This is a genomic window from Citrobacter sp. RHBSTW-00887 (assembly GCF_013728095.1).
Classification (GTDB): Bacteria; Pseudomonadota; Gammaproteobacteria; order Enterobacterales; family Enterobacteriaceae; genus Citrobacter; species Citrobacter braakii.
The window spans coordinates 2384075-2406094 of record NZ_CP056267.1 but is presented as its reverse complement, the minus strand read 5'-3'; the positions used below and the strand labels follow the sequence as shown (position 1 = coordinate 2406094).

The following is a 22020-nucleotide window of genomic DNA, read 5'->3' as shown; positions in this document are numbered from 1 at the left end:
GTTATGGCATTACTGGATTTTTTTCTCTCGCGGAAAAAGAGCACAGCGAACATCGCTAAAGAGCGACTGCAGATTATTGTTGCGGAACGTCGTCGTAGTGACGCCGAGCCACATTATTTACCGCAACTGAGGAAAGATATTCTCGAGGTTATCTGCAAGTATGTACAAATTGATCCCGAAATGGTCACCGTACAGCTTGAACAAAAAGACGGCGATATTTCTATCCTCGAACTTAACGTGACATTACCTGAAGCTGAAGAGTCTAAATAACGGCTTTGCTCAGTGAGTTATAGTTACAAAAAAGGCAGATTATTCTGCCTTTTTTATTTTCAGTTTCTTGCCAGCTGTTGCGTATTTATTCCAAAGTAAACTTTGGATAGTTTTCGGCAAAATAGCGGCGCAAATACTCAACCGTAATACGGATTTTTGCCGACGTCGCCAGCCGAGAAACATAAACCGCCCATATATTTGCTGGTTGATAATACTCGGGTAATACGTGTACCAGATGTCCACCGGCAATGTTGTCGCAAACGTCCCACCACGAACGCAGGGCAATTCCCTGCCCATCAAGACACCACTGATGTACCACTTCGCCATGATTAGACGACAGAGGCCCCGTAACTTTAATTGAGTGAGCGCCCTCTTTATTACGCATTTGCCAGATGCCAAACGGATGGTCGCGCTCTTTGATAACCAGACAAGGAAAAGTGGAGAGATCGTTGAGTTGCTTCGGCGTCCCATGCTGCGCCACAAATTCCGGCGAGGCGCACAGAATACGGTAGTTAGTCGCCAGCTTGCGGGCAATCAGGTTCGGTGCGATATCATCCCCGATACGAATATCAAGATCGACGCCCTCATTCACCATATCCACCAGGCGGTCTTCAACATCGAACCTCAGTTCTAGCTGCGGGTACGCTTTTGCCAGCGCAGACAGCGCCGGAGCCACCACCCGACGGCCAAAACCAAAGCTACTAATAATGCGTAGCATCCCCTGCGGGATCTGCCTGGCATCAGACAACTCGTCCATCATCTGATCGACATCCTGCAGGATCCGCTGCGCCCATTCGTAGATCCGCTCCCCCTCTTCCGTGATGGTTACACGCCGCGTTGTCCGGTGCAGCAGCACCACGTTCAGTGTCTGCTCCAGCAGGGCTACTCGCTTACTGATAAAAGCCGGTGATACACCCAGTTCCTCGGCAACGGCGGCAAATCCTGCCCGACGGGCAACCAGCATAAAGACGCGTAAATCATTTAGCAGCGGCAGATTATTCATGATCTGTGTTTTATGTTTCACCAGTTAGGGGGATTAACTCTTAATCAGTCAATTATAGGATAAGGGGAAAGTCAATTTTGATGGCGTACAAGTGAGAGCTGCTATGAAGAAAACCTGTCGTATTGCCGCTATCCCCGGAGATGGCATTGGTAAAGAAGTGCTGCCTGAAGGCATTCATGTGTTACAGGCAGCCGCCGAGCGTTGGGGGTTGTCGTTCAGCTTTGAGCAAATGGAATGGGCCAGCTGCGAGTACTACACCCATCACGGCAAAATGATGCCGGATGACTGGCATGAGCAGTTGCAATCCTTTGATGCTATCTATTTTGGCGCCGTTGGCTGGCCGGATACCGTACCGGACCACATCTCTTTATGGGGCTCGCTGCTTAAGTTTCGCCGCGAATTCGACCAGTACGTCAACCTGCGTCCGGTACGCCTGTTTCCGGGAGTCCCTTGCCCACTGGCGGGCAAGCAGCCAGGCGACATTGATTTCTACGTCGTACGCGAGAACACCGAGGGAGAATACTCTTCTCTCGGCGGACGCGTGAGTGAAGGGACGGAACACGAGATGGTTATCCAGGAGTCGATCTTCACCCGTCGCGGCGTAGATCGTATATTGCGTTACGCCTTCGAGCTGGCGCAAAACCGCCCGCGCAAAACCCTGACCTCGGCGACCAAATCCAATGGTCTGGCCATCAGCATGCCTTACTGGGACGAGCGTGTTGAAGCAATGGCGGCTAACTATCCTGAGATCCGTTGGGATAAACAGCATATCGATATACTGTGCGCCCGCTTTGTGATGCAGCCGGAGCGCTTTGACGTTGTGGTTGCTTCCAACCTGTTCGGCGACATCCTCTCCGATCTGGGTCCGGCCTGTACCGGGACGATTGGCATCGCACCTTCTGCCAACTTAAACCCGGAACGCACCTTCCCGTCCCTGTTCGAGCCAGTACATGGTTCGGCTCCCGATATTTACGGAAAAAACATCGCCAACCCGATTGCCACTATCTGGGCTGGCGCCATGATGCTGGACTTCCTTGGCAACGGTGATGCCAACTATAAGGCTGCCCACGACGGTATTCTGGCGGCAATTGAGCACGTTATTGCCAGTGGCCCGAAAACGCCGGATATGAAAGGCAGCGCCACCACGCAACAGGTGGGAGAAGCCATCTGTCAGGCACTACGTTAGAGGTCAAACCACGAAATATGAGCCGCGTCACTGACGCGGCTTTTTTATGCGTTTTGTGGAGCCAATAACCTGCGCCAATTCACCTTTTATTATTTCCGTTCCGTGTTTTATTGCTTCACGCATCGGGCAATTGTTTAATTCATGTAAAGAACAAATAATAAAATTGTTAAATACAAAGTAACTCATTCTACCCCTACAGCATGATAACAACGACAGGCTAATGCCATACGCGGGCAACTGTGCCCAGGAGATCCCATGTTGAGCAACGTCAAGAAAAAAGACATGCCGCTGATAGCCATCAGCCTGGTGGCTATTCTTTTCATCGCCGCCACACTTAGTCTCTTCCCTCAGCAGTCTGCACAAGTCGCAAATACTCTTTTCAACGGCGTTACCCGGATGCTGGGTTCCGCCGTGCAGATCCTCGTTCTGATGGCTATGGGTCTGGTCGTCTGGCTGGCTACCAGCAAATACGGCAACATCCGTCTGGGAGAAGGTAAAGCGGAATACAGCACGCTCTCCTGGCTGTTTATGTTTATATGCGCCGGATTAGGCTCCTCCACGCTCTACTGGGGCGTTGCTGAGTGGGCCTATTATTACCAGACCCCGGGTCTGAATATCGCGCCGCACTCGCAAAAAGCGCTGGAATACAGCCTGCCCTATTCCTTTTTCCATTGGGGGATCAGCGCATGGGCGACCTACACGTTGGCCTCATTAACCATGGCCTACCACTTCCATGTGCGTAAAAACAAAGGACTGAGCCTGTCCGGGATTATCGCCGCTATTACCGGCGTGCATCCGCAGGGTGTCTGGGGTCGCCTGGTTGACCTGATGTTCCTGATCGCGACAGTTGGCGCGTTAACTATCTCTCTGGTCGTCACCGCCGCCACCTTTACCCGCGGTTTGTCTGCCCTGACGGGGTTACCGGATAACTTCACGGTGCAGGCGTTTGTGATCCTGTTCTCTGGCGGCATTTTCTGCCTGAGCTCCTGGATTGGCATCAATAACGGTTTGCAACGTCTGAGCAAAATGGTCGGCTGGGGGGCGTTTTTACTGCCGCTGCTGGTGCTGATCGTCGGCCCGACCGAGTTCATCACCAACAACATCATCAACGCCATCGGCCTGACGACACAAAATTTTTTGCAAATGAGCCTCTTCACCGACCCGCTTGGCAACGGTGAGTTCACCCGTAACTGGACGGTGTTCTACTGGCTGTGGTGGATCTCCTACACGCCGGGCGTGGCAATGTTTGTCACTCGCGTATCCCGTGGTCGCAAAATCAAAGAGGTTATCTGGGCATTAATCCTCGGTAGCACTGTTGGTTGCTGGTTCTTCTTTGGCGTGATGGAAAGCTACTCCATTCACCAGTTTGTGAACGGCGTGATCGACGTACCGCAGGTTATGGCGACGCTGGGCGGTGAGACAGCCGTACAGCAAGTGTTGATGTCGTTGCCTGCCGGGAAACTGTTTCTGGTGGCGTATCTGGCGATAATGATTATATTCCTCGCCTCACACATGGATGCTGTGGCCTACACCATGGCGGCCACCAGCACGCGCAACCTGCAGGAAGGGGAAGATCCGCAGCGCAGTCTTCGTCTGTTCTGGTGCGTGGTTATCACCCTGATCCCATTATCGATTTTGTTCACCGGCGCGTCACTGGAAACCATGAAGACCACAGTGGTTCTGACCGCTCTTCCATTCCTCGCCATCCTGTTGGTGAAGGTTGGCGGTTTTCTGCGCTGGGTACGGCAGGACTATGCCCACGTTCCTGCGCATCAAATTGAAAGTCATATTCCCGAAGCGCCAGTTGACGTCCCGGTCGCGCCACCGGCCGGGACACTACTCAAAGGCGACAATTAAGCGCCAGTACAAAAATCCTCTTACTCACAAATTAAAGGTATTCCAATGAGCAATCTGAGCCCTGAGTTTATTCTGCCGCAAAATTTCTGTGCCAACCCGCAGGATGCCTGGACTATCCCGGCCCGGTTTTATACCGACCATCAGGCTTTCGAACACGAACAAGAAAAGGTGTTCGCTAAAAGCTGGATTTGCGTCGCTCACAGTAGCGAACTGGCGAAACCCAATGATTATGTTACCCGAGAAGTGATTGGCGAGAATATCGTGCTGGTACGTGGGCGCGATAACGTGCTGCGGGCCTTCTACAACGTCTGCCCGCATCGCGGTCATCAGTTGTTGAGCGGCGAGGGGAAAGCGAAAAATGTGATTACCTGCCCTTACCACGCATGGGCGTTCAAACTTGACGGCAATCTGGCGCATGCGCGTAACTGCGAAAACGTCGCCAACTTCGACAGCGAAAAAGCGCACCTTACACCGGTACGCCTGGAAGAATATGCCGGATTCGTGTTTATTAACATGGATCCGAACGCGGGCAGCGTGGAAGAACAACTCCCTGGACTTGCGGACAAAGTTATCGAAGCCTGCCCAGACGTGCATGACCTGAAACTTGCTGCACGTTTTACTACCCGTACCCCAGCCAACTGGAAGAATATCGTCGATAACTATCTGGAGTGCTACCACTGCGGTCCGGCCCATCCAGGTTTTTCCGACTCGGTCCAGGTTGACCGTTACTGGCATACCATGCACGGCAACTGGACGCTGCAATACGGTTTCGCCAAACCTTCAGAGCAGTCATTTAAGTTCGAAGAAGGGGTTGATGCCGCCTTCCACGGTTTCTGGCTGTGGCCGTGTACCATGCTCAACGTGACGCCAATCAAAGGCATGATGACCGTTATCTACGAATTCCCGGTAGATGCGGAAACCACGCTGCAAAACTATGACATCTACTTCACCAACGAAGAGCTGACCGAAGAGCAGAAACAACTGATCGAATGGTATCGCAACGTCTTTCGTCCTGAAGATTTACGTCTGGTTGAAAGCGTACAAAAAGGGCTGAAATCGCGCGGGTATCGCGGTCAGGGACGCATTATGGCGGACACCAGCGGCAGCGGCATCTCCGAGCATGGCATTGCCCATTTCCATAATCTGGTCGCCCAGGTTTTTCAGGAATAACCCGGGGCTGTTACGACAGGTTCCGGCGCGTCGCTGAGGCGCGTCGGACAGATTTTTTAGGGAGGCCGCAATGTCTGATTATCAAATGCAAGAAGTCCGGGTCAGCCGGATTGAGACGATTACCGCGCAGGTAAAATGCTTCACCTTAACGGCGACCTCAGGCCAGCCGTTGCCTGCGTTTCAGGGTGGCAGCCATATTATCGTGCAGATGCGCGATGGCGAGAATCTGTACAGCAATGCGTACTCGCTGATGAGTTCACCACGCGATACGCGCGCCTATAAAATTGCCGTACGCCTGGAGGAAGCGTCCAAAGGCGGCTCACGATATCTGCATCAAAACGTGAAGCCCGGCGACACGCTCACGATCTCCACACCAAACAATCTCTTCGCCCTCGCCTCTCAGGCACAAAAACATCTGTTGATTGCCGGAGGCATCGGCATCACACCGTTTTTATCGCAACTCCCGGAGCTGGAACAATCTCAGACGCAATGGCAACTGCACTATTGCTCTCCCAGCCAGGAGACCTGCGCGTTTCATGACGAACTCATGCAACACCCCAGCGCCGATCGCATTCATCTGCACCTGTCGAACGCAGGCACCCGCCTCGATTTAGCCCGTCTGCTGGCAGATGTTGAACCCGGCACGCATATCTACACCTGTGGCCCTGCGGTGCTCAACGATGCTGTCAGAGAAGCGGCTTCCCGCCTTGGACTGGACAGCAATACCCTACATTTCGAACAATTTGCCGTGGAAGAGAAAGGCGGCGACGCCTTCACCCTGGTGCTGGCGCGTTCCGGGCGCGAGTTTGTGGTCCCGGAAGATATGACCATTTTGCAGGTTATCGAAAATAACAAAGCCGCCCGGGTTGAGTGCCTGTGCCGGGAAGGTGTTTGCGGCACCTGCGAAACGACGATTCTCGAAGGGGAAGCGGATCACCGCGATCAGTATTTCAGCGACGACGAAAAAGCCAGCCAGCAAAGCATGCTCATCTGCTGCTCGCGCGCCAAAGGTAAGCGCCTGGTGCTCGATCTGTAGCGTTGCGCAGGCCGGGTCAGCAAACGCGCGACCCGGCGAGCCTGGTGACTTACTGCGGGTATTCCTGCAGCAGCGCGTTGAGGCGATCGGACATCAATTCGCCACGCCAGCCGGAAACCAGCTCTGGCAGGGATTGCTGCGGCTTTAATTTCCAGTGCCAGTTGAGCAACTGGTTGATCTGGCGACGCGAAGCAAGAAGTTCGACGCTGAGATTATGTTCCGCACTCACCTCGGCAACCAGCGCTTTGATGGCTTTGAACGCCTTGCGATACCCTGGCATATCCATCAAATTCAGCAGCGGCTGCGGCAGCGACTCTTCCGGTAAAGCCTGGGCCTTTTCCACCAGGGCGATCAGCGTTTTACCGTGGAAACGAATTTCGCTCCCGGAAAGACCCAGGCTATCCAGTTCACCCAGGCTGCCCGGCATATAACGCGCCACCGCCCACAGGTGCTCTTCACGCACCACGAAGTTTACCGCCAGATCGCGCTCGCGTGCTTTACGCAGTCGCCAGTCAGCAAGCAGTTGCAGGCAGGCTAACTGACGGGTGCGCAGTTGCCATGCGTTGGTGATGTCACGCCAGGCGTCTTCTGGCGCCAGAATCTCCTGGCGACGCTGCTGCATTAAGCGGCATTCGTCCAGCGCGGCTGGCAGCCAGCCGCTGGCTTCGGTTTCAGCCATCAGTTTTGTGGTGATCGGTAACAGATACCAGACGTCAGCCGCCGCGTATTCGCACTGACGCTCGGTCAGCGGTCTGGCCAGCCAGTCGGTACGCGATTCGCTTTTGTCGAGCGCCACCCCCGTAAACTCTTCCACCATCGAGGCGAAGCCCCACGACAGCGGACGACCGCAAAACGCGGCCAGGATTTGTGTGTCAATTAACGGCTGCGGAAGTTCGCCAAAAGCGTTGAGAAACACTTCCAGGTCTTCACTTCCCGCATGCAGGAATTTGGTGATGGCGGTATCACGCAGAATATCGCGCAGGGGCGACCAGTCGGTGATCCCTAGCGGATCAATCAGAGCAACGTGTTTGCCATCAAACAGCTGGATCAGCCCCAACTGCGGATAATAGGTACGTGTGCGAACAAATTCGGTATCCAGGGCTATCGCCGGAAATTCACGGACGGCTTCGCACAGCGTGGCTAACGCGTCGTCCGTGGTGATCATTTGATAATTCAAATCGTGCTCTCTTAGGTTTGCGCCAAAAAAACGCCGGATTACCCGGCGTTTTCTGCTGGCTGACTTAACGCTCAGCCTTTATTGTCCACTTTGGCGCGCGCTTCGTCACGTAATTCTCGTCGCAAAATTTTACCGACGTTAGATTTCGGCAACTCGTCGCGAAACTCCACCAGCTTCGGTACTTTATAGCCCGTCAGGTGACGACGGCAGAAAGTGATAAGCGCCTCATCAGTTAACGAGGCATCTTTCTTCACCACGAAAATTTTCACCGCTTCACCGCTGCTGCCCGACGGAACACCAACCGCAGCCACTTCCTGTACGCCAGGATGTTGCATAACCACGTCTTCAATTTCATTTGGATAGACGTTAAAGCCGGACACCAGGATCATATCTTTCTTACGATCGACAATACGCAGGAAGCCTTCATCATCCATCACCGCAATATCGCCGGTGTGCAGCCAGCCGTCTTTGACGATTTCGTCGGTGGCGTCTGGTCGCTGCCAGTAGCCCAGCATCACTTGCGGACCTTTCACGCACAGTTCGCCCGGTTCTCCCGGCGGCACTTCGTTATCGTCGTCATCCACCAGTTTGACCTCGGTGGAAGGAACCGGTAACCCGATACTGCCGCTGTGGTAGTCGATATCATGAGGATTGACGCTCACCAGAGGGGCACACTCCGTCAGGCCATAGCCTTCCAGCAGATACTGACCGGTCAGCTTCACCCAACGTTCAGCTACCGCCTGTTGAACCGGCATCCCGCCGCCTGCCGAAAGGTGCAGTGACGAGAAGTCCAGTTGTTGGAACTCTTTGTTATTCAGCAGCGCGTTAAACAGCGTGTTGACGCCGGTCATAGCGGTGAACGGATACTTCGCCAGCTCTTTTACCAGTCCCGGAATATCACGCGGGTTGGTAATCAGCAGGTTTTGACCGCCCAGCTCAATAAACAGCAGACAGTTCATCGTCAGCGCAAAAATGTGATACAGCGGTAGGGCCGTCACCACCAGTTCTTTACCCGGATGCAGCAACGGGCCATAAGTGGCGTTAACCTGCTCAAGGTTAGCCAGCATGTTACGGTGCGTAAGCATCGCGCCCTTCGCCACACCGGTAGTCCCCCCGGTATATTGCAGGAACGCCAGATCTTCCGACACTACTTCGGGTTTCACATACTGCATGCGATAACCGTTTTGCAGCGCACTACGAAAAGAGATGGCATCCGGCAGGTGGTATTTCGGCACCAGACGCTTGATATACTTGACGACAAAGTTAACCAACGTCCCTTTGGCGGTCGACAGCTGATCGCCCATACGCGTCAGGATCACGTGTTGCACCGACGTTTTGTCGACGACTTTTTCCAGCGTGTGGGCAAAGTTAGACACGATGACAATCGCCGACGCGCCGCTGTCGTTGAGCTGATGTTCCAGCTCGCGAGGCGTGTACAGCGGGTTCACGTTCACGACGATCATGCCGGCACGTAAAATCCCAAACAGTGCGACCGGATATTGCAGCAGGTTCGGCATCATCAATGCGACGCGATCGCCCTTCTTCAGCCCGAGTCCCTGTTGCAAATAGGCCGCAAATGCCCGGCTACGCTCTTCAAGCTTGCGGAAGGTCATCACCTCCCCCATGTTTACAAACGCGGGCTGATCGGCATACCGTCTTACTGAGTGTTCAAAGAGTTCCACCAGGGATTGATAACGGTCAGGATTGATCTCCGCAGGAACACCAGCGGGATAACGGTTAAGCCAAACCTTTTTCAATACATCACCTCTAAAATGCGTATTCGTCGTCATCACAACCCCAGGCAATAAACAAACTGTTAACATAATATTAACTCAGCGTACCAGTTTGTTTATTACACAACGACAAGGTTGCGAAGCACGTCACTATTTATTTTTCTTATATCCACGTTAATGCAGAAACAGCGGACGAGCCGCTGTTTCTTTTACTCATAAAACAAAGAGTTACTCAGTTACTATGGTCTGAACCTGTGCCGGGCCGGGATTGTACCATCCCCATCCACCGTAGCCACCGTAAGGCCAGCCACGCGCACCGTAGAACCAGGGGTCGATCGGCTGAGGCGGCATAACAATTTGCTGAGTAATATGCCAGCGTTTATAGCCAGTTACCTGCATCAGCATGAATTTATACGGCGTATTACCGATTTTTCCATCCACAGTACCGCTAATCGGACCGACGACGGTAACCAGTTGACCGCGGAAGTCCACCGGGTCGAGGAAGCCATTTACATCAGCATAAATTCGCCCGCGGGAGGCTTCGCCCAGCACCGGTCGCGCCCCACTATCAAGAGGAACAGTGGCAATTTCCAGACGGGATTTCCCCTGCTGGTTCTGAATATCCACAACTTTACCGCCGAAACGCGCTTCCTGTCCGACATACAGCTGCGGGGCATTCATAACCCGCACCAGATCCTGCTGCGGCGTAGGGCTCGAACCTTTAATCGCGTCCGGGATGGTGACACAACCGCTAAGCATTAACGCGAATGCGCCCGCCAACAGACCTTTCAATAACTGCTTTTGCACCGCCATATTGCGACTCCCTTTTCTTAGCTTCTGCCCCGACCAATTCACCATGCTGCGCACTGACGGCTGTGCGAATTAACCGGGGATGTACTACTAAGATTCATTCTTTACCGGGAAGTTTCTTCCATGCCACGGTGTTACGTAAATAAACCGGTTCCGCATGTTCAACCGCCACGGTCTTACCGGCAGCCAGCATTTGCGTGGCAACAGGCAGCATATCTTCAGCCGCCGGAAGCAAAACGTCGCCATCGCTCAGCGTCAGACCGCTGTCTTTACCGAGCTCAGGCCAGGCAGGCCAGCCTGTTCCGACCGTTACCCACTCGCCAGACAGTTGCAGTAAACGCGCATGCACCTGCTCGGGGGTTAGCACCGCTTCGGTTTCTTCACCGTGCCAGTTGCCGTGCTCATCACGCAGGTATTCGGCCCAATAGACTTCGCCCATTCGCGCGTCGATCGCGGCCAGTACGCGGGTCGCGCCCGACTTACGCCAGGCGCCCTGCGCCATTGTTGCCAGGGTGGAGACGCCGATCATCGGTAAATTCGCGCCTAACGCCAGCCCCTGAGCAATGCCAATCCCAATACGTACACCGGTGAAACTGCCAGGACCGCGACCAAACGCCAGAGCGTCGATATCGGTTAACGTGAGATCGCCAGCAGCCAGGATTTCCTCGACCATTGGTAAAATTCGTTGGGTGTGTTCTCGTGGGCAAAGCTCGAAATGAGCCTTGGTAGTACCGTCATTCCACAGGGCAACAGAGCACGCCTCTGTGGCGGTATCGATAGCCAGAATTCGCATGGGTGTTTGTGATCAGGTCAATAAATTTGGCGCGCATCTTACCACACTCCGTAACAAATTACTCAGTCGTTGGTATGGCAAGAAAACGAACAGCGCGAGCAATATCACGCGTCCGCGGCGCAGGCGGAAGGCTTGCCAGGAAAGTGGCACCGTAAGGTCGCATCACCAGACGGTTGTCGCAAATCACCAGCACCCCGCGGTCGTCGGCGTCACGAATCAGACGCCCCACGCCCTGTTTCAGGGTGATTACCGCATCCGGCAACTGAACGTCTTCAAACGGATCGCCGCCGCGCAAACGGCAGTCCTCCATCCTCGCTTTTAACAGCGGATCGTCGGGCGAGGTGAACGGCAGTTTATCAATAATCACCAGCGACAACGTATCGCCACGCACGTCCACCCCTTCCCAGAAGCTGCTGGTGGCAACCAGTAACGCATTACCTGCGCTGACAAACTGCTGTAACAGTTGTCCTTTACTGGTTTCGCCCTGCAGCAGCACGGGAAGGGTCATGGTGGCGCGGAATTGTTCCGCCAGATCGCGCATCATCGCGTGCGAGGTACACAGCATAAAACAGCGTCCGTTGTTCGCTTCGATAATAGGACGCAGCATGGATGCCAACTGACGCGCCGCTCCCGGTTGGTTGGTTTGCGGGAGATTACGCGGCACGCACAGCAGCGCCTGGCGCGTGTAATCAAATGGACTTGGCAGCAGCATCGACTCGGCATCTTCAATACCCAGCCGCGCGGTGAAATGATGAAGATCATCGTTTACCGACAGCGTCGCGGAGGTAAAAATCCAGCAGCCCGGCTTCTGTTCCATCACTTCTTTGAATTTATCCGCCACCGTGAGCGGCGTCAGCGCAAGGGTGAAATGGCGCGAGGTGCATTCATACCAGTAGCTGAAACCTGGCTGGTTGATCTCTTTCAGGCGCTTCAGACGAGTACGGTAAAGCGTGGCACGTTCAAACGCGGCATCCAGCAAAGCGGAACGTCCGAGAGACAGTTTCGCCACGTCGTAACACAGCTCCAACGTGTCATCGAGCAACAAAAACGCGCGCTGCACGCGCGGGTCGGCCAGCAGTTCCCGCAAGTTTCCTCGATAGCCCGGCTCGCCCAGCTGCAGGCGGAAGTCCTGCGCGCTTTGCGCCAGCCGGTCGGCGCATTTTTGAAGCTGTTGAGTGTCTTTCAGCTCGGTGCGATAGGCAATGGTGATGTCTTTCGCCAGATCCAGCAATTGGCGACTGGAGAGCGATTGACCAAAATACTGGCTGGCGATATCCGGTAACTGATGCGCTTCATCGAAGATCATCACTTCAGCTTCCGGGATCAGCTCGCCAAACCCACTCTCTTTCACTACCATATCAGCGAGAAACAGATGGTGGTTTACCACGACGACATCTGCATCCATCGCCTTCTTGCGCGCTTTAACGACAAAGCACTCTTTGTACAGCGGACAGTCGCTCCCAAGGCAATTATCGTTTGTGCTCGTCACCAGCGGCCAGGCCTGAGAGTCTTCCGCCACGCTGACGCAGGTGCTGATGTCACCATCAAGGGTTTGATTTGACCAGGAGCGTAGCAGAATGACGTCACTTAAAGTCTGTACCGGCAGGTCACCGCCCGCCAGCGCCTGTTGTTCGAGACGCTCAAGACACAGATAGTTTGAACGCCCTTTCAGTAGCGCCAGTTTACCCGTGAATTCCAGAGCCTTCGCTACTGTGGGTAAATCGCGGCTGTATAGCTGATCCTGCAACGCCTTCGAGCCCGTGGAGACGATCACTTTCTTTCCGGCACGCAGCGCGGGGGCAAGATAAGCGTAGGTTTTACCCGTTCCTGTTCCGGCTTCGACAACAAGCGGCTGTGATTTTTCGATAGCATGACTGACGGCGAAGGCCATCTGCCGCTGTGGTTCACGCGGTTTAAAACCGGGTATCGCTTTAGCCAACTGACCGTCTGCTGCAAAATCGTCCGTCACACTGCCCCCTGTTCATTTGAACAGGGATTATGTCAGGCCAGCGGCTCTTTCGCCAGTTGAAGAGGTGACGTGGACACAACATTATGGCAGTCTTGGCGCAACCCGAAGCCATTATGAAAAAACGTAAATGAGGAATGATTTATGACGATTGTGCGCATTGATGCCGAAGCGCGTTGGTCCGACGTGGTTATCCACAACAACACGTTGTATTACACCGGCGTACCGGAAAATCTGGATGCCGACGCCTTTGAGCAAACGGCAAATACGCTGGCGCAAATTGATGCGGTGCTGGAAAAACAGGGCAGCAGCAAGTCACGTATTCTTGATGCCACCCTGTTCCTGGCGGACAAAAATGATTTTGCCGCCATGAACAAAGCCTGGGACGCATGGGTTGTTGCTGGTCACGCGCCGGTACGTTGCACCGTTCAGGCCGGGTTAATGAACCCGAAATACAAAGTTGAAATTAAGATTATCGCTGCGGTATAAGCGGCGTTATTCGTCTTCATCTTCAAAACGCGCCACGATCCGCTCGCCGGTATGACTGGCGCGTAATTCAGCAGCCACTTTCGTAATCGCCTCGCCACTGCTCATCCCCTGGGATATCAGTTCATGAATGCGTTCAACCGCCTGTTGCTGCTGATCGTGCGTGAGTGAAGGTAAACCTGCAATCATGGTGAACTCCTGCTAAATTATTAGCGCTAATTATTTCATGCTACCCGGCACATAGCCAGTGAAGTAGCAACGAGTCAGGACTGATGAAGACGTTATCTCCCGCTGTAATCACACTCCCCTGGCGTCTGGACGCCGCTGAGCACTATTTTGCCACATTAAGCCACCAGCCCTGGGCAATGCTTTTGCATTCGGGCCATGCCGACCATCCGCATAATCGCTTTGATATTCTGGTCGCCGACCCCATTACCACGCTGGTCACACATGCAGAAGAGACCGTTGTGCATGACCATCACGGCACTATGCAAACGGTTGATGATCCGATGACGGTTTTACGTTCGGCGCTGACATCGCTGACTATTCAGCCCGATTATAATCCCGATTTTCCCTTCCAGGGAGGCGCATTGGGTCTGTTCGGTTATGACTTAGGCCGTCGTTTTGAATCTCTGCCAACGGAAGCCGAACAGGATATCACGCTACCGGACATGGCGGTTGGCATTTACGATTGGGCGCTGATTGTCGATCATCAGTTGCAAAGGGTGTCGCTACTTAGCCACTCCGATGTACAGGCACGACGCCGTTGGCTGGAAAATCAACAGATACCCGTGCGCGAACCGTTTTCGTTAACATCCTCGTGGCAGTCAAACATGACCCGCGAGCAGTATGGTGAAAGGTTCCGTCAGGTGCAGCGTTATCTGCACAGCGGCGATTGCTATCAGGTCAATCTTGCCCAGCGCTTTCAGGCGCATTATCAAGGAGATGAATGGTTAGCGTTTGTACGTCTCAACCATGCGAACCGCGCCCCGTTCAGTGCGTTTATACGTCTTGAGGAGGGAGCGATTCTCAGCCTTTCACCTGAGCGTTTTATTCTGCTGGAAAACCAGCACATCCAGACGCGTCCGATTAAAGGCACGCTGCCCAGACTTGAAGATGCCGATGCCGATCGTCAGCAGGCTCAATCACTGGCGAACTCCCCAAAGGATCAGGCGGAAAACCTGATGATCGTCGATTTAATGCGTAATGATATCGGCCGCGTTGCCGAACCCGGTTCGGTACAGGTTCCGGAACTGTTTGTTGTCGAACCGTTCCCTGCCGTTCATCATTTGGTCAGCACCATTACCGCGCGTCTGCCAGAGTCATTGCACGCCACTGACCTGCTGCGTGCCGCCTTCCCCGGCGGCTCTATTACCGGTGCGCCAAAAGTGCGGGCAATGGAAATTATTGACGAACTGGAACCGCAAAGACGCAACGCCTGGTGCGGTAGCATTGGCTATCTGAGCTTTTGCGGCAATATGGATACCAGCATTACCATTCGCACGCTGACAGCCACCAACGGACGCATTTATTGTTCCGCTGGCGGTGGCATTGTGGCGGACAGCCAGGAAGATGCGGAGTATCAGGAAACGTTTGATAAAGTGAATCGTATTTTGCACCAACTGGAGAACTGACACGTGGAATACAGCAGCCTGACGCTTGATGATTTTTTATCGCGCTTTCAACTCCTGCGCCCGCAGGTTAATCATACTGCGTTAAACCAGCGTCAGGCCGCCGTACTGATCCCCGTCGTGCGTCGTGCACAGCCGGGGTTGCTGTTAACTCAGCGATCCGTTCATCTGCGCAAGCATGCCGGACAGGTCGCCTTTCCCGGCGGCGCGGTGGATAGCAGCGATGCCTCGTTAATTGCCGCCGCCCTTCGCGAAGCGCAGGAAGAAGTGGCGATCCCACCATCCTGCGTGGAGGTGATTGGCGTTCTGCCGCCGGTCGACAGTGTGACCGGTTTCCAGGTCACGCCGGTGGTAGGCATTATCCCGCCAAATTTGCCGTATCGCGCAAGTGTTGATGAAGTTTCCGCCGTGTTCGAAATGCCGCTGGCACAAGCCCTGCATTTAGGTCGTTATCATCCGTTGGATATCTACCGTCGCGGCGATTCACATCGTGTATGGCTTTCCTGGTATGAGCAATATTTCGTCTGGGGAATGACCGCCGGAATAATTCGTGAGCTGGCGCTGCAAATTGGCGTCAAGCCCTGACTATACTTATCTTTACGCACACCATAGACAACTTGAAACTCAGGTCACAACATTAGTAAAACCGCGGTTATCTATTAGTTTAATTCATGTGAATAGTTAAGCCGATCGCCGCGTTCCCTCTTACACTATGCGCAGTTATAACATCGTTACTGGAAACCCCAGTCGCCCTGTAGGAGTATTATCGTGATTAGTCTATTCGACATGTTTAAGGTGGGGATTGGTCCCTCATCTTCCCATACCGTAGGGCCTATGAAGGCGGGTAAACAGTTCGTCGATGACCTGGTCGAAAAAGGATTACTGGACAGCGTTACTCGTGTCGCCGTCGACGTGTATGGTTCACTGTCGCTCACGGGTAAAGGTCACCATACCGATATCGCCATTATTATGGGTCTGGCGGGCAATGAGCCTGCTACCGTGGATATTGACAGCATCCCCGGATTTATCCGAGACGTAGAAACGCGTGGACGCCTGCTGCTTGCGCTGGGCCAGCACGAAGTGGATTTCCCGCAGAATGACGGAATGCGTTTTCACAACGGCAACCTGCCGCTGCATGAAAACGGAATGCAGATCCACGCGTACAGTGGCGAAACCGTCATTTACAGCAAAACCTACTACTCCATCGGCGGTGGATTCATCGTTGATGAAGAACATTTTGGTCAGGATGCCGCGGGCGAGGTCAGTGTGCCTTATCCGTTCAAATCCGCCACCGAAATGCTGGAATACTGCAACAGCACCGGCCTGTCTCTCTCTGGCATGGCGATGCAGAACGAACTTGCTCTGCACAGTAAAAAAGAGATTGAAGAATACTTTGGTAACGTCTGGCAAACCATGCAGGCTTGTATCGATCGTGGTATGAACACCGAAGGCGTGCTGCCGGGTCCGCTGCGCGTTCCTCGTCGTGCTTCAGCCCTGCGTCGTATGCTGGTTTCCAGCGACAAGCTGTCCAACGATCCGATGAACGTGATCGACTGGGTGAACATGTTCGCGCTGGCCGTTAACGAAGAAAACGCCGCGGGTGGTCGCGTAGTTACTGCGCCAACCAACGGTGCCTGCGGTATCGTCCCTGCGGTACTGGCCTATTACGATCATTTCATCGAGTCCGTCAGCCCGGATATCTATACCCGTTATTTCCTGGCGGCCGGCGCGATTGGCGCGTTGTACAAAATGAACGCGTCTATCTCTGGTGCAGAAGTGGGTTGTCAGGGTGAAGTGGGCGTAGCCTGTTCCATGGCTGCCGCGGGTCTGGCTGAACTGTTAGGCGCGAGCCCTGAGCAGGTGTGTGTTGCTGCTGAAATCGGCATGGAACATAACCTCGGCTTAACCTGCGATCCGGTTGCGGGACAGGTACAGGTTCCGTGCATCGAACGTAATGCCATTGCGTCAGTGAAGGCGATCAACGCTGCGCGTATGGCAATGCGCCGTACCAGCGCTCCGCGCGTCTCGCTGGATAAAGTCATTGAGACCATGTACGAAACAGGTAAAGACATGAACGCCAAATACCGTGAAACGTCACGCGGTGGTCTGGCAATCAAAGTTCAATGTGACTAATACTTATTTTTCGCCCATCTGCGACGGATGGGCGAATTTGCCCCCTCTCCCTCGTCTGGCGTAATTTTCCCCACTACACTTGCTCTGTTGCTGTTGGCTACTGTGACCAACGGCTTATCGGGCGGCCCGCATGCAAACAGCGCAAAGGATCATCAAGAACTATCGCCGGAATCGCTTAATCGTCTGCACATTATGTGCACTACTGACGCTCATTCTCACATTAACTGTCCGATTTATTTCGGAGCGTAATTTAAATCATCGCAATACCGTTACCTTTGCCAACCACGCCGTTGAAGAGTTGGATGACGTGCTTTTGCCCCTACAGACCGGACGCGATGTACTGCTACCGCTGATTGGGCTTCCCTGTTCAGTCGCGCGTTTACCTCTGAGTAAGCATGCAGCCAGACTGCAAACGGTACGTTCTATCAGCCTGATTCAGAGCGGGGTCCTTTATTGTTCCAGCATTTTTGGCTATCGCAATGTGCCTATTCGCCAACTGGAGCCTGAATTACCCAGTCGGGAGCCGCAATTGCTGCTGTCTACCGACCATTCGTTGATTAAGGGCAGTCCGATTCTGACGCAATGGTATCCAGCATCTGCCGATGGCTCAGATGGCGTGCTGGAAATCGTTAACATTGATTTATTATCGTCCATGTTGCTTGAACCCCAGCCACCGCAAATTACCCATGCCAGCTTAACCGTCGGTAATCGCCATTTGCTATATGGACTGGGTGTTGTCGATACGCTACCTGAACTGAATAATGAAAAACGCTACCAGCTCTCATCGCAACATTTCCCCTTTACTATCAGCGTTACCGGTCCGGGTGCCAGCGAACTGGCTATAAAACATTTGCCAACACAACTGCCGCTGGCGGTGATCCTAAGTTTTTTAGTGGGCTACCTGGCATGGCTGGCGACCGCCAGCAGAATGAGCTTCTCCTGGGAGATAAATCTGGCCCTTGCTGCACGGGAATTCGAGCTGTTTTGCCAGCCGCTACTTAATGCGCAAACCCAGCAATGTATGGGAGTGGAAATCCTTTTACGCTGGAATAACCCGCGCCAGGGTTGGATCTCTCCCGAAGTGTTTATTCCCATCGCAGAGGAGCACAACCTGATTGTGCCGCTTACCCGTCATGTCATCGCAGAAACCATTCAGCAACGGCACGTATTCCCGATGAGCAGCCAGTTTCATATTGGGATAAATGTTGCCGCCAGCCATTTTCGTAACGGTACGCTGCTAAAAGATCTCAACCAGTACTGGTTCAGCCAGCACCCTATTCAGCAGTTGGTTATCGAACTCACCGAGCGCGATGCGTTACTGGATGTGGATTATCGGGTCGTGCGCGAGTTAAATCGGCTTGGCGTAAAGCTGGCAATTGACGATTTCGGCACCGGCAACAGCTCGCTCTCCTGGCTGGAAAAGCTTCGCCCGGATGTGCTGAAGATAGATAAATCATTTACCTCAGCAATCGGGACAGACGCCGTGAACTCAACCGTCACAGACATCATTATCGCTTTGGGGAAAAAACTGAATATAGAACTGGTGGCGGAAGGCGTTGAAACACAGGCGCAGGCACAGCATTTGCGCCGACACGGCGTACATTTATTGCAAGGCTTTTTGTATGCAAAGCCGATGCCGCTGCGCGATTTTCCCAAATGGCTGGCGGGCAGCACGCCGCCGCCCGCCCGGCATAACGGGCGACACAGTATGCACGTTATGCCGTTTCGCTAACCCCGCTTACTCGTCTTCGTCGTGAGCGGGTTGTTCTTTAACAATGCGAACTAAATCCACACGATAGTCATTGGCTTCGACAATCGTAATGCTCAACGGTGCAACATCGATAACATCACCTACGCGTGGAATATGGCCGTTAGCGGCAATGACTAAACCTGCCACCGTGGCGATATCTTCATCTTCATTCACTAACGTATCCACGTCCAGCGCCTGTTGCAACGCATGCAGATCGGTACCACCTTTCACCAACCAACCGCCTGCATCAGCAATAATTTCAGGCGTTTCATCGGCATCCGGGAATTCACCGGCAATAGCTTCTAATACGTCCAGCGGCGTGACCAGACCCTGGACTACACCAAACTCGTTAGTGACGATAACAAAGCTGCCGCGGGCACGTCGCAGAACACCTAACAGATTGATAGGATCCAGCGTTTCCGGGACAATAATAGCCGGAGACGCAGAGGCAATGGCCGCCACATCCACACCGTCTTCCAGCGCGACCAGCAGCTCTTTAGCACGCACAATACCGATGATTTCATCCAGTTCGCCACGACACACCGGGAACAGGCTGTGTGGTGACGAGAGCAATTGCTCGCGAATTTCCTCCACGCTCAGGTCTGCATCAACCCAGCTAATTTCGCCACGAGGCGTCATAATGCCACGTAATGAACGCGACGCCAGAGAAAGGACGCCATTAATCATATAACGTTCTTCTTCCACAAATGCGCCTTCCGGGACGGGAACCGGCACCGGGTTGTCGGATTCCATCTGCGCGCTGGCCTGACTTTTACCCCCCATCAGACGCAGGATTGCATCGGCAGTGCGCGCACGCAGCGGCAGCGTCGACTGGTGGCGAATAAAGTTCCGACGGGCAATCTGGTTAAACAACTCAATGATGATTGAGAAGCCAATCGCCGCATACAGATAGCCTTTCGGAATATGGAAGCCAAACCCTTCGGCAACCAGGCTCAGACCGATCATTAACAGGAAGCTCAGACACAGCACCACCACCGTCGGATGTTGGTTCACAAATCGTGTCAGCGGCTTAGAAGCCAGCAGCATCACGGCCATAGCAATCACGACCGCCGCCATCATCACCGGCAGATGGTTGACCATACCGACCGCCGTAATAACGGCATCCAGCGAGAACACCGCGTCGAGGATGACAATCTGCGTCACAACAACCCAAAAACTCGCATACCCTTTTGCCTGGCCGGTATCATGTTCACGGTTTTCCAGCCGCTCATGCAGCTCTGTCGTGGCCTTGAACAAGAGGAAAATCCCCCCCAGCAGCATGATCAGATCGCGCCCCGAGAACGAGTAGTCCATTACCGTAAATAGCGGCTTAGTTAGCGTCACCATCCACGAAATCACGGACAACAAGCCCAGGCGCATAACCAGTGCCAGTGACAAACCGATTAAACGCGCTTTATCTCGCTGTTTTGGCGGCAGCTTATCAGCCAGGATCGCAATGAAGACCAGGTTATCAATACCCAGAACAATTTCGAGAACGACAAGCGTGAGCAAACCCACCCAAATCTGCGGGTCCATTAATAATTCCATGACAAGCTCCTGCTTAAGGAATGACCAAACTGCGCGCTGAGGATCTCAGGCGTTGAAGCGATATGCAGAGAAAATTTGTGGCAAAAAGTGCCAATCTGACAGGCTTGATACGGCCTGATAGTGAAATGACGTCGGTGACGATCCATATGGTGAGCTACTGCCCTATACTCCTGAGTAATTAAACCGATGCTAAACATAACAGAGACAACCGTTTTTTAGCAAAGATTTACCTTCCTTTGCAATAAGTTGTTTCGGAGATATTTTACCCTTCGAAATTTCTTTTTATCGGAAGTTAAATTACGGATCTTCATCACATAAAATATTTTTTTCGATATCTAAAATAATTCACGAAAATCATAGGTTTTTCTTTGTAACCCTTATCTGAATCGATTCGATTGCGGACGACGATTCAAATACATCTTCACGTTGATGTGTTAACGATAATAAAGGAGGTAGCAAGTGACCATTGCTATTGTAATAGGCACACATGGTTGGGCTGCAGAGCAGTTACTTAAGACAGCAGAAATGCTGTTAGGCGAGCAGGAAAACGTCGGCTGGATCGATTTCGTTCCAGGCGAAAATGCCGAAACGCTGATTGAAAAGTACAACGCTCAGTTGGCAAAACTCGATACCAGTAAAGGCGTGCTGTTTCTCGTTGACACATGGGGAGGCAGCCCGTTTAACGCTGCGAGCCGCATTGTCGTCGATAAAGAGCATTACGAAGTCATCGCCGGTGTGAACATTCCCATGCTGGTTGAAACCTTCATGGCGCGTGATGACAACCCCAGCTTCGATGAATTAGTAGCACTGGCCGTTGAAACCGGTAGCGAAGGCGTGAAAGCGCTGAAAGCAAAACCGGTGGAGAAAGCCGCTCCAGCCCCAGTCGCGGCGCCAAAAGCAGCAGCTCCCGCCAAACCGATGGGTCCGAACGATTATATGCAGATCGGCCTGGCGCGTATTGATGACCGCTTAATCCATGGTCAGGTGGCAACTCGCTGGACCAAAGAAACCAACGTAACACGCATTATCGTCGTCAGTGATGAAGTTGCCGCCGATACCGTGCGTAAAACGCTGCTGACCCAGGTTGCACCTCCGGGTGTGACGGCGCATGTGGTTGATGTCGCGAAAATGATCCGCGTCTACAACAACCCGAAATATGCAGGTGAGCGTGTGATGCTGTTGTTTACCAACCCGACCGACGTAGAACGTATCGTTGAAGGTGGTGTGAAAATTACCTCTGTAAACATTGGCGGTATGGCTTTCCGTCAGGGTAAAACGCAGGTAAACAACGCAATTTCTGTCGATGAAAAAGACATCGAAGCCTTCAAGAAACTCAACGAACGCGGTATTGAGCTCGAGGCTCGTAAGGTTTCTACCGATCAGAAACTGAAAATGATGGATTTGATTGCCAAGGTGAAATAACGCCCTGGCATTTACTTAGTTTTCACACTTAAGTCTGTATAGCAATAGG

20 protein-coding genes are annotated in these 22020 nt (G+C 53.2%); 11 read left to right on the top strand and 9 right to left on the bottom strand.

Going from position 1 to position 22020, the window contains the following annotated elements; translation table 11 throughout:
• Positions 1-3: 3 nt before the first annotated feature.
• Positions 4-270, top strand: coding sequence for a cell division topological specificity factor MinE (gene minE / locus HV314_RS11445; protein ID WP_001185666.1), 267 nt, complete (start codon positions 4-6; stop codon positions 268-270).
• 85 nt (positions 271-355) lie between these two features.
• On the opposite strand, the gene HV314_RS11440 is transcribed toward minE, so the two are convergent.
• Positions 356-1273 (bottom strand): LysR family transcriptional regulator, encoded by a 918-nt coding sequence (locus HV314_RS11440; RefSeq protein WP_016153377.1) that lies wholly within the window; start codon positions 1271-1273, stop codon positions 356-358.
• Positions 1274-1376: 103 nt separating this feature from the next.
• On the opposite strand from HV314_RS11440, the gene HV314_RS11435 reads away from it, so the two are divergent.
• From HV314_RS11435 to HV314_RS11420, 4 genes are all read left to right on the top strand, one after another.
• Complete coding sequence (locus tag HV314_RS11435) at positions 1377-2459, top strand: tartrate dehydrogenase (RefSeq protein WP_080859661.1); 1083 nt, start codon at positions 1377-1379, stop codon at positions 2457-2459.
• A gap of 255 nt (positions 2460-2714) precedes the next feature.
• Entirely contained in the window at positions 2715-4316 is a 1602-nt protein-coding gene (locus HV314_RS11430; protein WP_016153380.1) for a BCCT family transporter, read from the top strand.
• A gap of 45 nt (positions 4317-4361) precedes the next feature.
• Entirely contained in the window at positions 4362-5486 is a 1125-nt protein-coding gene (yeaW, locus tag HV314_RS11425; protein WP_003833746.1) for a carnitine monooxygenase, oxygenase subunit YeaW, read from the top strand.
• A 70-nt stretch (positions 5487-5556) separates the two neighbouring features.
• Positions 5557-6522: a PDR/VanB family oxidoreductase gene (locus HV314_RS11420; RefSeq protein WP_181548023.1), complete on the top strand. Its 966-nt coding sequence runs from the start codon at positions 5557-5559 to the stop codon at positions 6520-6522.
• Positions 6523-6571: 49 nt separating this feature from the next.
• Here HV314_RS11420 and rnd read toward each other — a convergent pair whose 3' ends face one another.
• From rnd to HV314_RS11395, 5 genes are all read right to left on the bottom strand, one after another.
• Positions 6572-7687 (bottom strand): ribonuclease D, encoded by a 1116-nt coding sequence (rnd, locus tag HV314_RS11415; RefSeq protein ID WP_016156789.1) that lies wholly within the window; start codon positions 7685-7687, stop codon positions 6572-6574.
• An 83-nt stretch (positions 7688-7770) separates the two neighbouring features.
• The gene (gene fadD, locus HV314_RS11410) at positions 7771-9456 is read right to left on the bottom strand and encodes a long-chain-fatty-acid--CoA ligase FadD (RefSeq protein WP_131379489.1); all 1686 of its coding nucleotides are present in this window, start codon (positions 9454-9456) and stop codon (positions 7771-7773) included.
• Positions 9457-9660: 204 nt separating this feature from the next.
• Positions 9661-10245, bottom strand: a complete 585-nt coding sequence (locus tag HV314_RS11405) for a Slp family lipoprotein (RefSeq protein ID WP_053389065.1) — start codon at positions 10243-10245, stop codon at positions 9661-9663.
• 94 nt (positions 10246-10339) lie between these two features.
• Positions 10340-11035 carry a tRNA (adenosine(37)-N6)-threonylcarbamoyltransferase complex dimerization subunit type 1 TsaB gene (gene tsaB / locus HV314_RS11400; RefSeq protein ID WP_094761103.1) on the bottom strand — a complete coding sequence of 232 codons (696 nt, stop codon included), beginning with the start codon at positions 11033-11035 and terminating at the stop codon, positions 10340-10342.
• A gap of 58 nt (positions 11036-11093) precedes the next feature.
• On the bottom strand, positions 11094-13004 hold the full coding sequence (locus HV314_RS11395; protein ID WP_016156792.1) for an ATP-dependent DNA helicase: 1911 nt from the start codon (positions 13002-13004) through the stop codon (positions 11094-11096).
• Positions 13005-13145: 141 nt separating this feature from the next.
• On the opposite strand from HV314_RS11395, the gene HV314_RS11390 reads away from it, so the two are divergent.
• On the top strand, positions 13146-13490 hold the full coding sequence (locus HV314_RS11390) for a RidA family protein (protein WP_016153387.1): 345 nt from the start codon (positions 13146-13148) through the stop codon (positions 13488-13490).
• 6 nt (positions 13491-13496) lie between these two features.
• Here HV314_RS11390 and HV314_RS11385 read toward each other — a convergent pair whose 3' ends face one another.
• The gene (locus HV314_RS11385; protein WP_016153388.1) at positions 13497-13676 is read right to left on the bottom strand and encodes a YoaH family protein; all 180 of its coding nucleotides are present in this window, start codon (positions 13674-13676) and stop codon (positions 13497-13499) included.
• 83 nt (positions 13677-13759) lie between these two features.
• On the opposite strand from HV314_RS11385, the gene pabB reads away from it, so the two are divergent.
• The 4 genes from pabB (at position 13760) to HV314_RS11365 (ending at position 18983) form a co-directional block, all read left to right on the top strand.
• Positions 13760-15121 (top strand): aminodeoxychorismate synthase component 1, encoded by a 1362-nt coding sequence (gene pabB / locus HV314_RS11380; RefSeq protein ID WP_181548022.1) that lies wholly within the window; start codon positions 13760-13762, stop codon positions 15119-15121.
• Between the two features lie 3 nt (positions 15122-15124).
• Entirely contained in the window at positions 15125-15703 is a 579-nt protein-coding gene (locus HV314_RS11375; RefSeq protein WP_016153390.1) for a CoA pyrophosphatase, read from the top strand.
• 183 nt (positions 15704-15886) lie between these two features.
• Positions 15887-17251: an L-serine ammonia-lyase gene (gene sdaA, locus HV314_RS11370; RefSeq protein WP_181548021.1), complete on the top strand. Its 1365-nt coding sequence runs from the start codon at positions 15887-15889 to the stop codon at positions 17249-17251.
• A 130-nt stretch (positions 17252-17381) separates the two neighbouring features.
• On the top strand, positions 17382-18983 hold the full coding sequence (locus tag HV314_RS11365) for an EAL domain-containing protein (protein ID WP_181548020.1): 1602 nt from the start codon (positions 17382-17384) through the stop codon (positions 18981-18983).
• Between the two features lie 6 nt (positions 18984-18989).
• On the opposite strand, the gene yoaE is transcribed toward HV314_RS11365, so the two are convergent.
• Together yoaE and HV314_RS27595 are read right to left on the bottom strand one after the other, a co-directional pair.
• Positions 18990-20549, bottom strand: a complete 1560-nt coding sequence (gene yoaE / locus HV314_RS11360) for a CNNM family cation transport protein YoaE (RefSeq protein ID WP_016153393.1) — start codon at positions 20547-20549, stop codon at positions 18990-18992.
• Positions 20537-20695, bottom strand: a complete 159-nt coding sequence (locus HV314_RS27595) for a protein YoaL (RefSeq protein ID WP_371745393.1) — start codon at positions 20693-20695, stop codon at positions 20537-20539. Before HV314_RS27595 ends, yoaE begins: the two co-directional genes overlap by 13 nt.
• A 313-nt stretch (positions 20696-21008) precedes the next feature.
• Between HV314_RS27595 and manX the strand changes: the two genes are divergently transcribed.
• The gene (gene manX / locus HV314_RS11355; protein ID WP_016153394.1) at positions 21009-21971 is read left to right on the top strand and encodes a PTS mannose transporter subunit IIAB; all 963 of its coding nucleotides are present in this window, start codon (positions 21009-21011) and stop codon (positions 21969-21971) included.
• Positions 21972-22020 lie beyond the last annotated feature (49 nt).

Excerpts from the sequence above, each read along its gene's own strand:
- minE (WP_001185666.1), top strand. The coding sequence starts at position 4 with ATGGCATTACTGGATTTTTTTCTCTCGCGGAAAAAGAGCACAGCGAAC.
- HV314_RS11440 (WP_016153377.1), bottom strand. The coding sequence starts at position 1,273 with ATGAATAATCTGCCGCTGCTAAATGATTTACGCGTCTTTATGCTGGTT.
- HV314_RS11435 (WP_080859661.1), top strand. The coding sequence starts at position 1,377 with ATGAAGAAAACCTGTCGTATTGCCGCTATCCCCGGAGATGGCATTGGT.
- HV314_RS11430 (WP_016153380.1), top strand. The coding sequence starts at position 2,715 with ATGTTGAGCAACGTCAAGAAAAAAGACATGCCGCTGATAGCCATCAGC.
- yeaW (WP_003833746.1), top strand. The coding sequence starts at position 4,362 with ATGAGCAATCTGAGCCCTGAGTTTATTCTGCCGCAAAATTTCTGTGCC.
- HV314_RS11420 (WP_181548023.1), top strand. The coding sequence starts at position 5,557 with ATGTCTGATTATCAAATGCAAGAAGTCCGGGTCAGCCGGATTGAGACG.
- rnd (WP_016156789.1), bottom strand. The coding sequence starts at position 7,687 with ATGATCACCACGGACGACGCGTTAGCCACGCTGTGCGAAGCCGTCCGT.
- HV314_RS11405 (WP_053389065.1), bottom strand. The coding sequence starts at position 10,245 with ATGGCGGTGCAAAAGCAGTTATTGAAAGGTCTGTTGGCGGGCGCATTC.
- tsaB (WP_094761103.1), bottom strand. The coding sequence starts at position 11,035 with ATGCGAATTCTGGCTATCGATACCGCCACAGAGGCGTGCTCTGTTGCC.
- HV314_RS11390 (WP_016153387.1), top strand. The coding sequence starts at position 13,146 with ATGACGATTGTGCGCATTGATGCCGAAGCGCGTTGGTCCGACGTGGTT.
- HV314_RS11385 (WP_016153388.1), bottom strand. The coding sequence starts at position 13,676 with ATGATTGCAGGTTTACCTTCACTCACGCACGATCAGCAGCAACAGGCG.
- pabB (WP_181548022.1), top strand. The coding sequence starts at position 13,760 with ATGAAGACGTTATCTCCCGCTGTAATCACACTCCCCTGGCGTCTGGAC.
- HV314_RS11365 (WP_181548020.1), top strand. The coding sequence starts at position 17,382 with ATGCAAACAGCGCAAAGGATCATCAAGAACTATCGCCGGAATCGCTTA.
- yoaE (WP_016153393.1), bottom strand. The coding sequence starts at position 20,549 with ATGGAATTATTAATGGACCCGCAGATTTGGGTGGGTTTGCTCACGCTT.
- HV314_RS27595 (WP_371745393.1), bottom strand. The coding sequence starts at position 20,695 with ATGGATCGTCACCGACGTCATTTCACTATCAGGCCGTATCAAGCCTGT.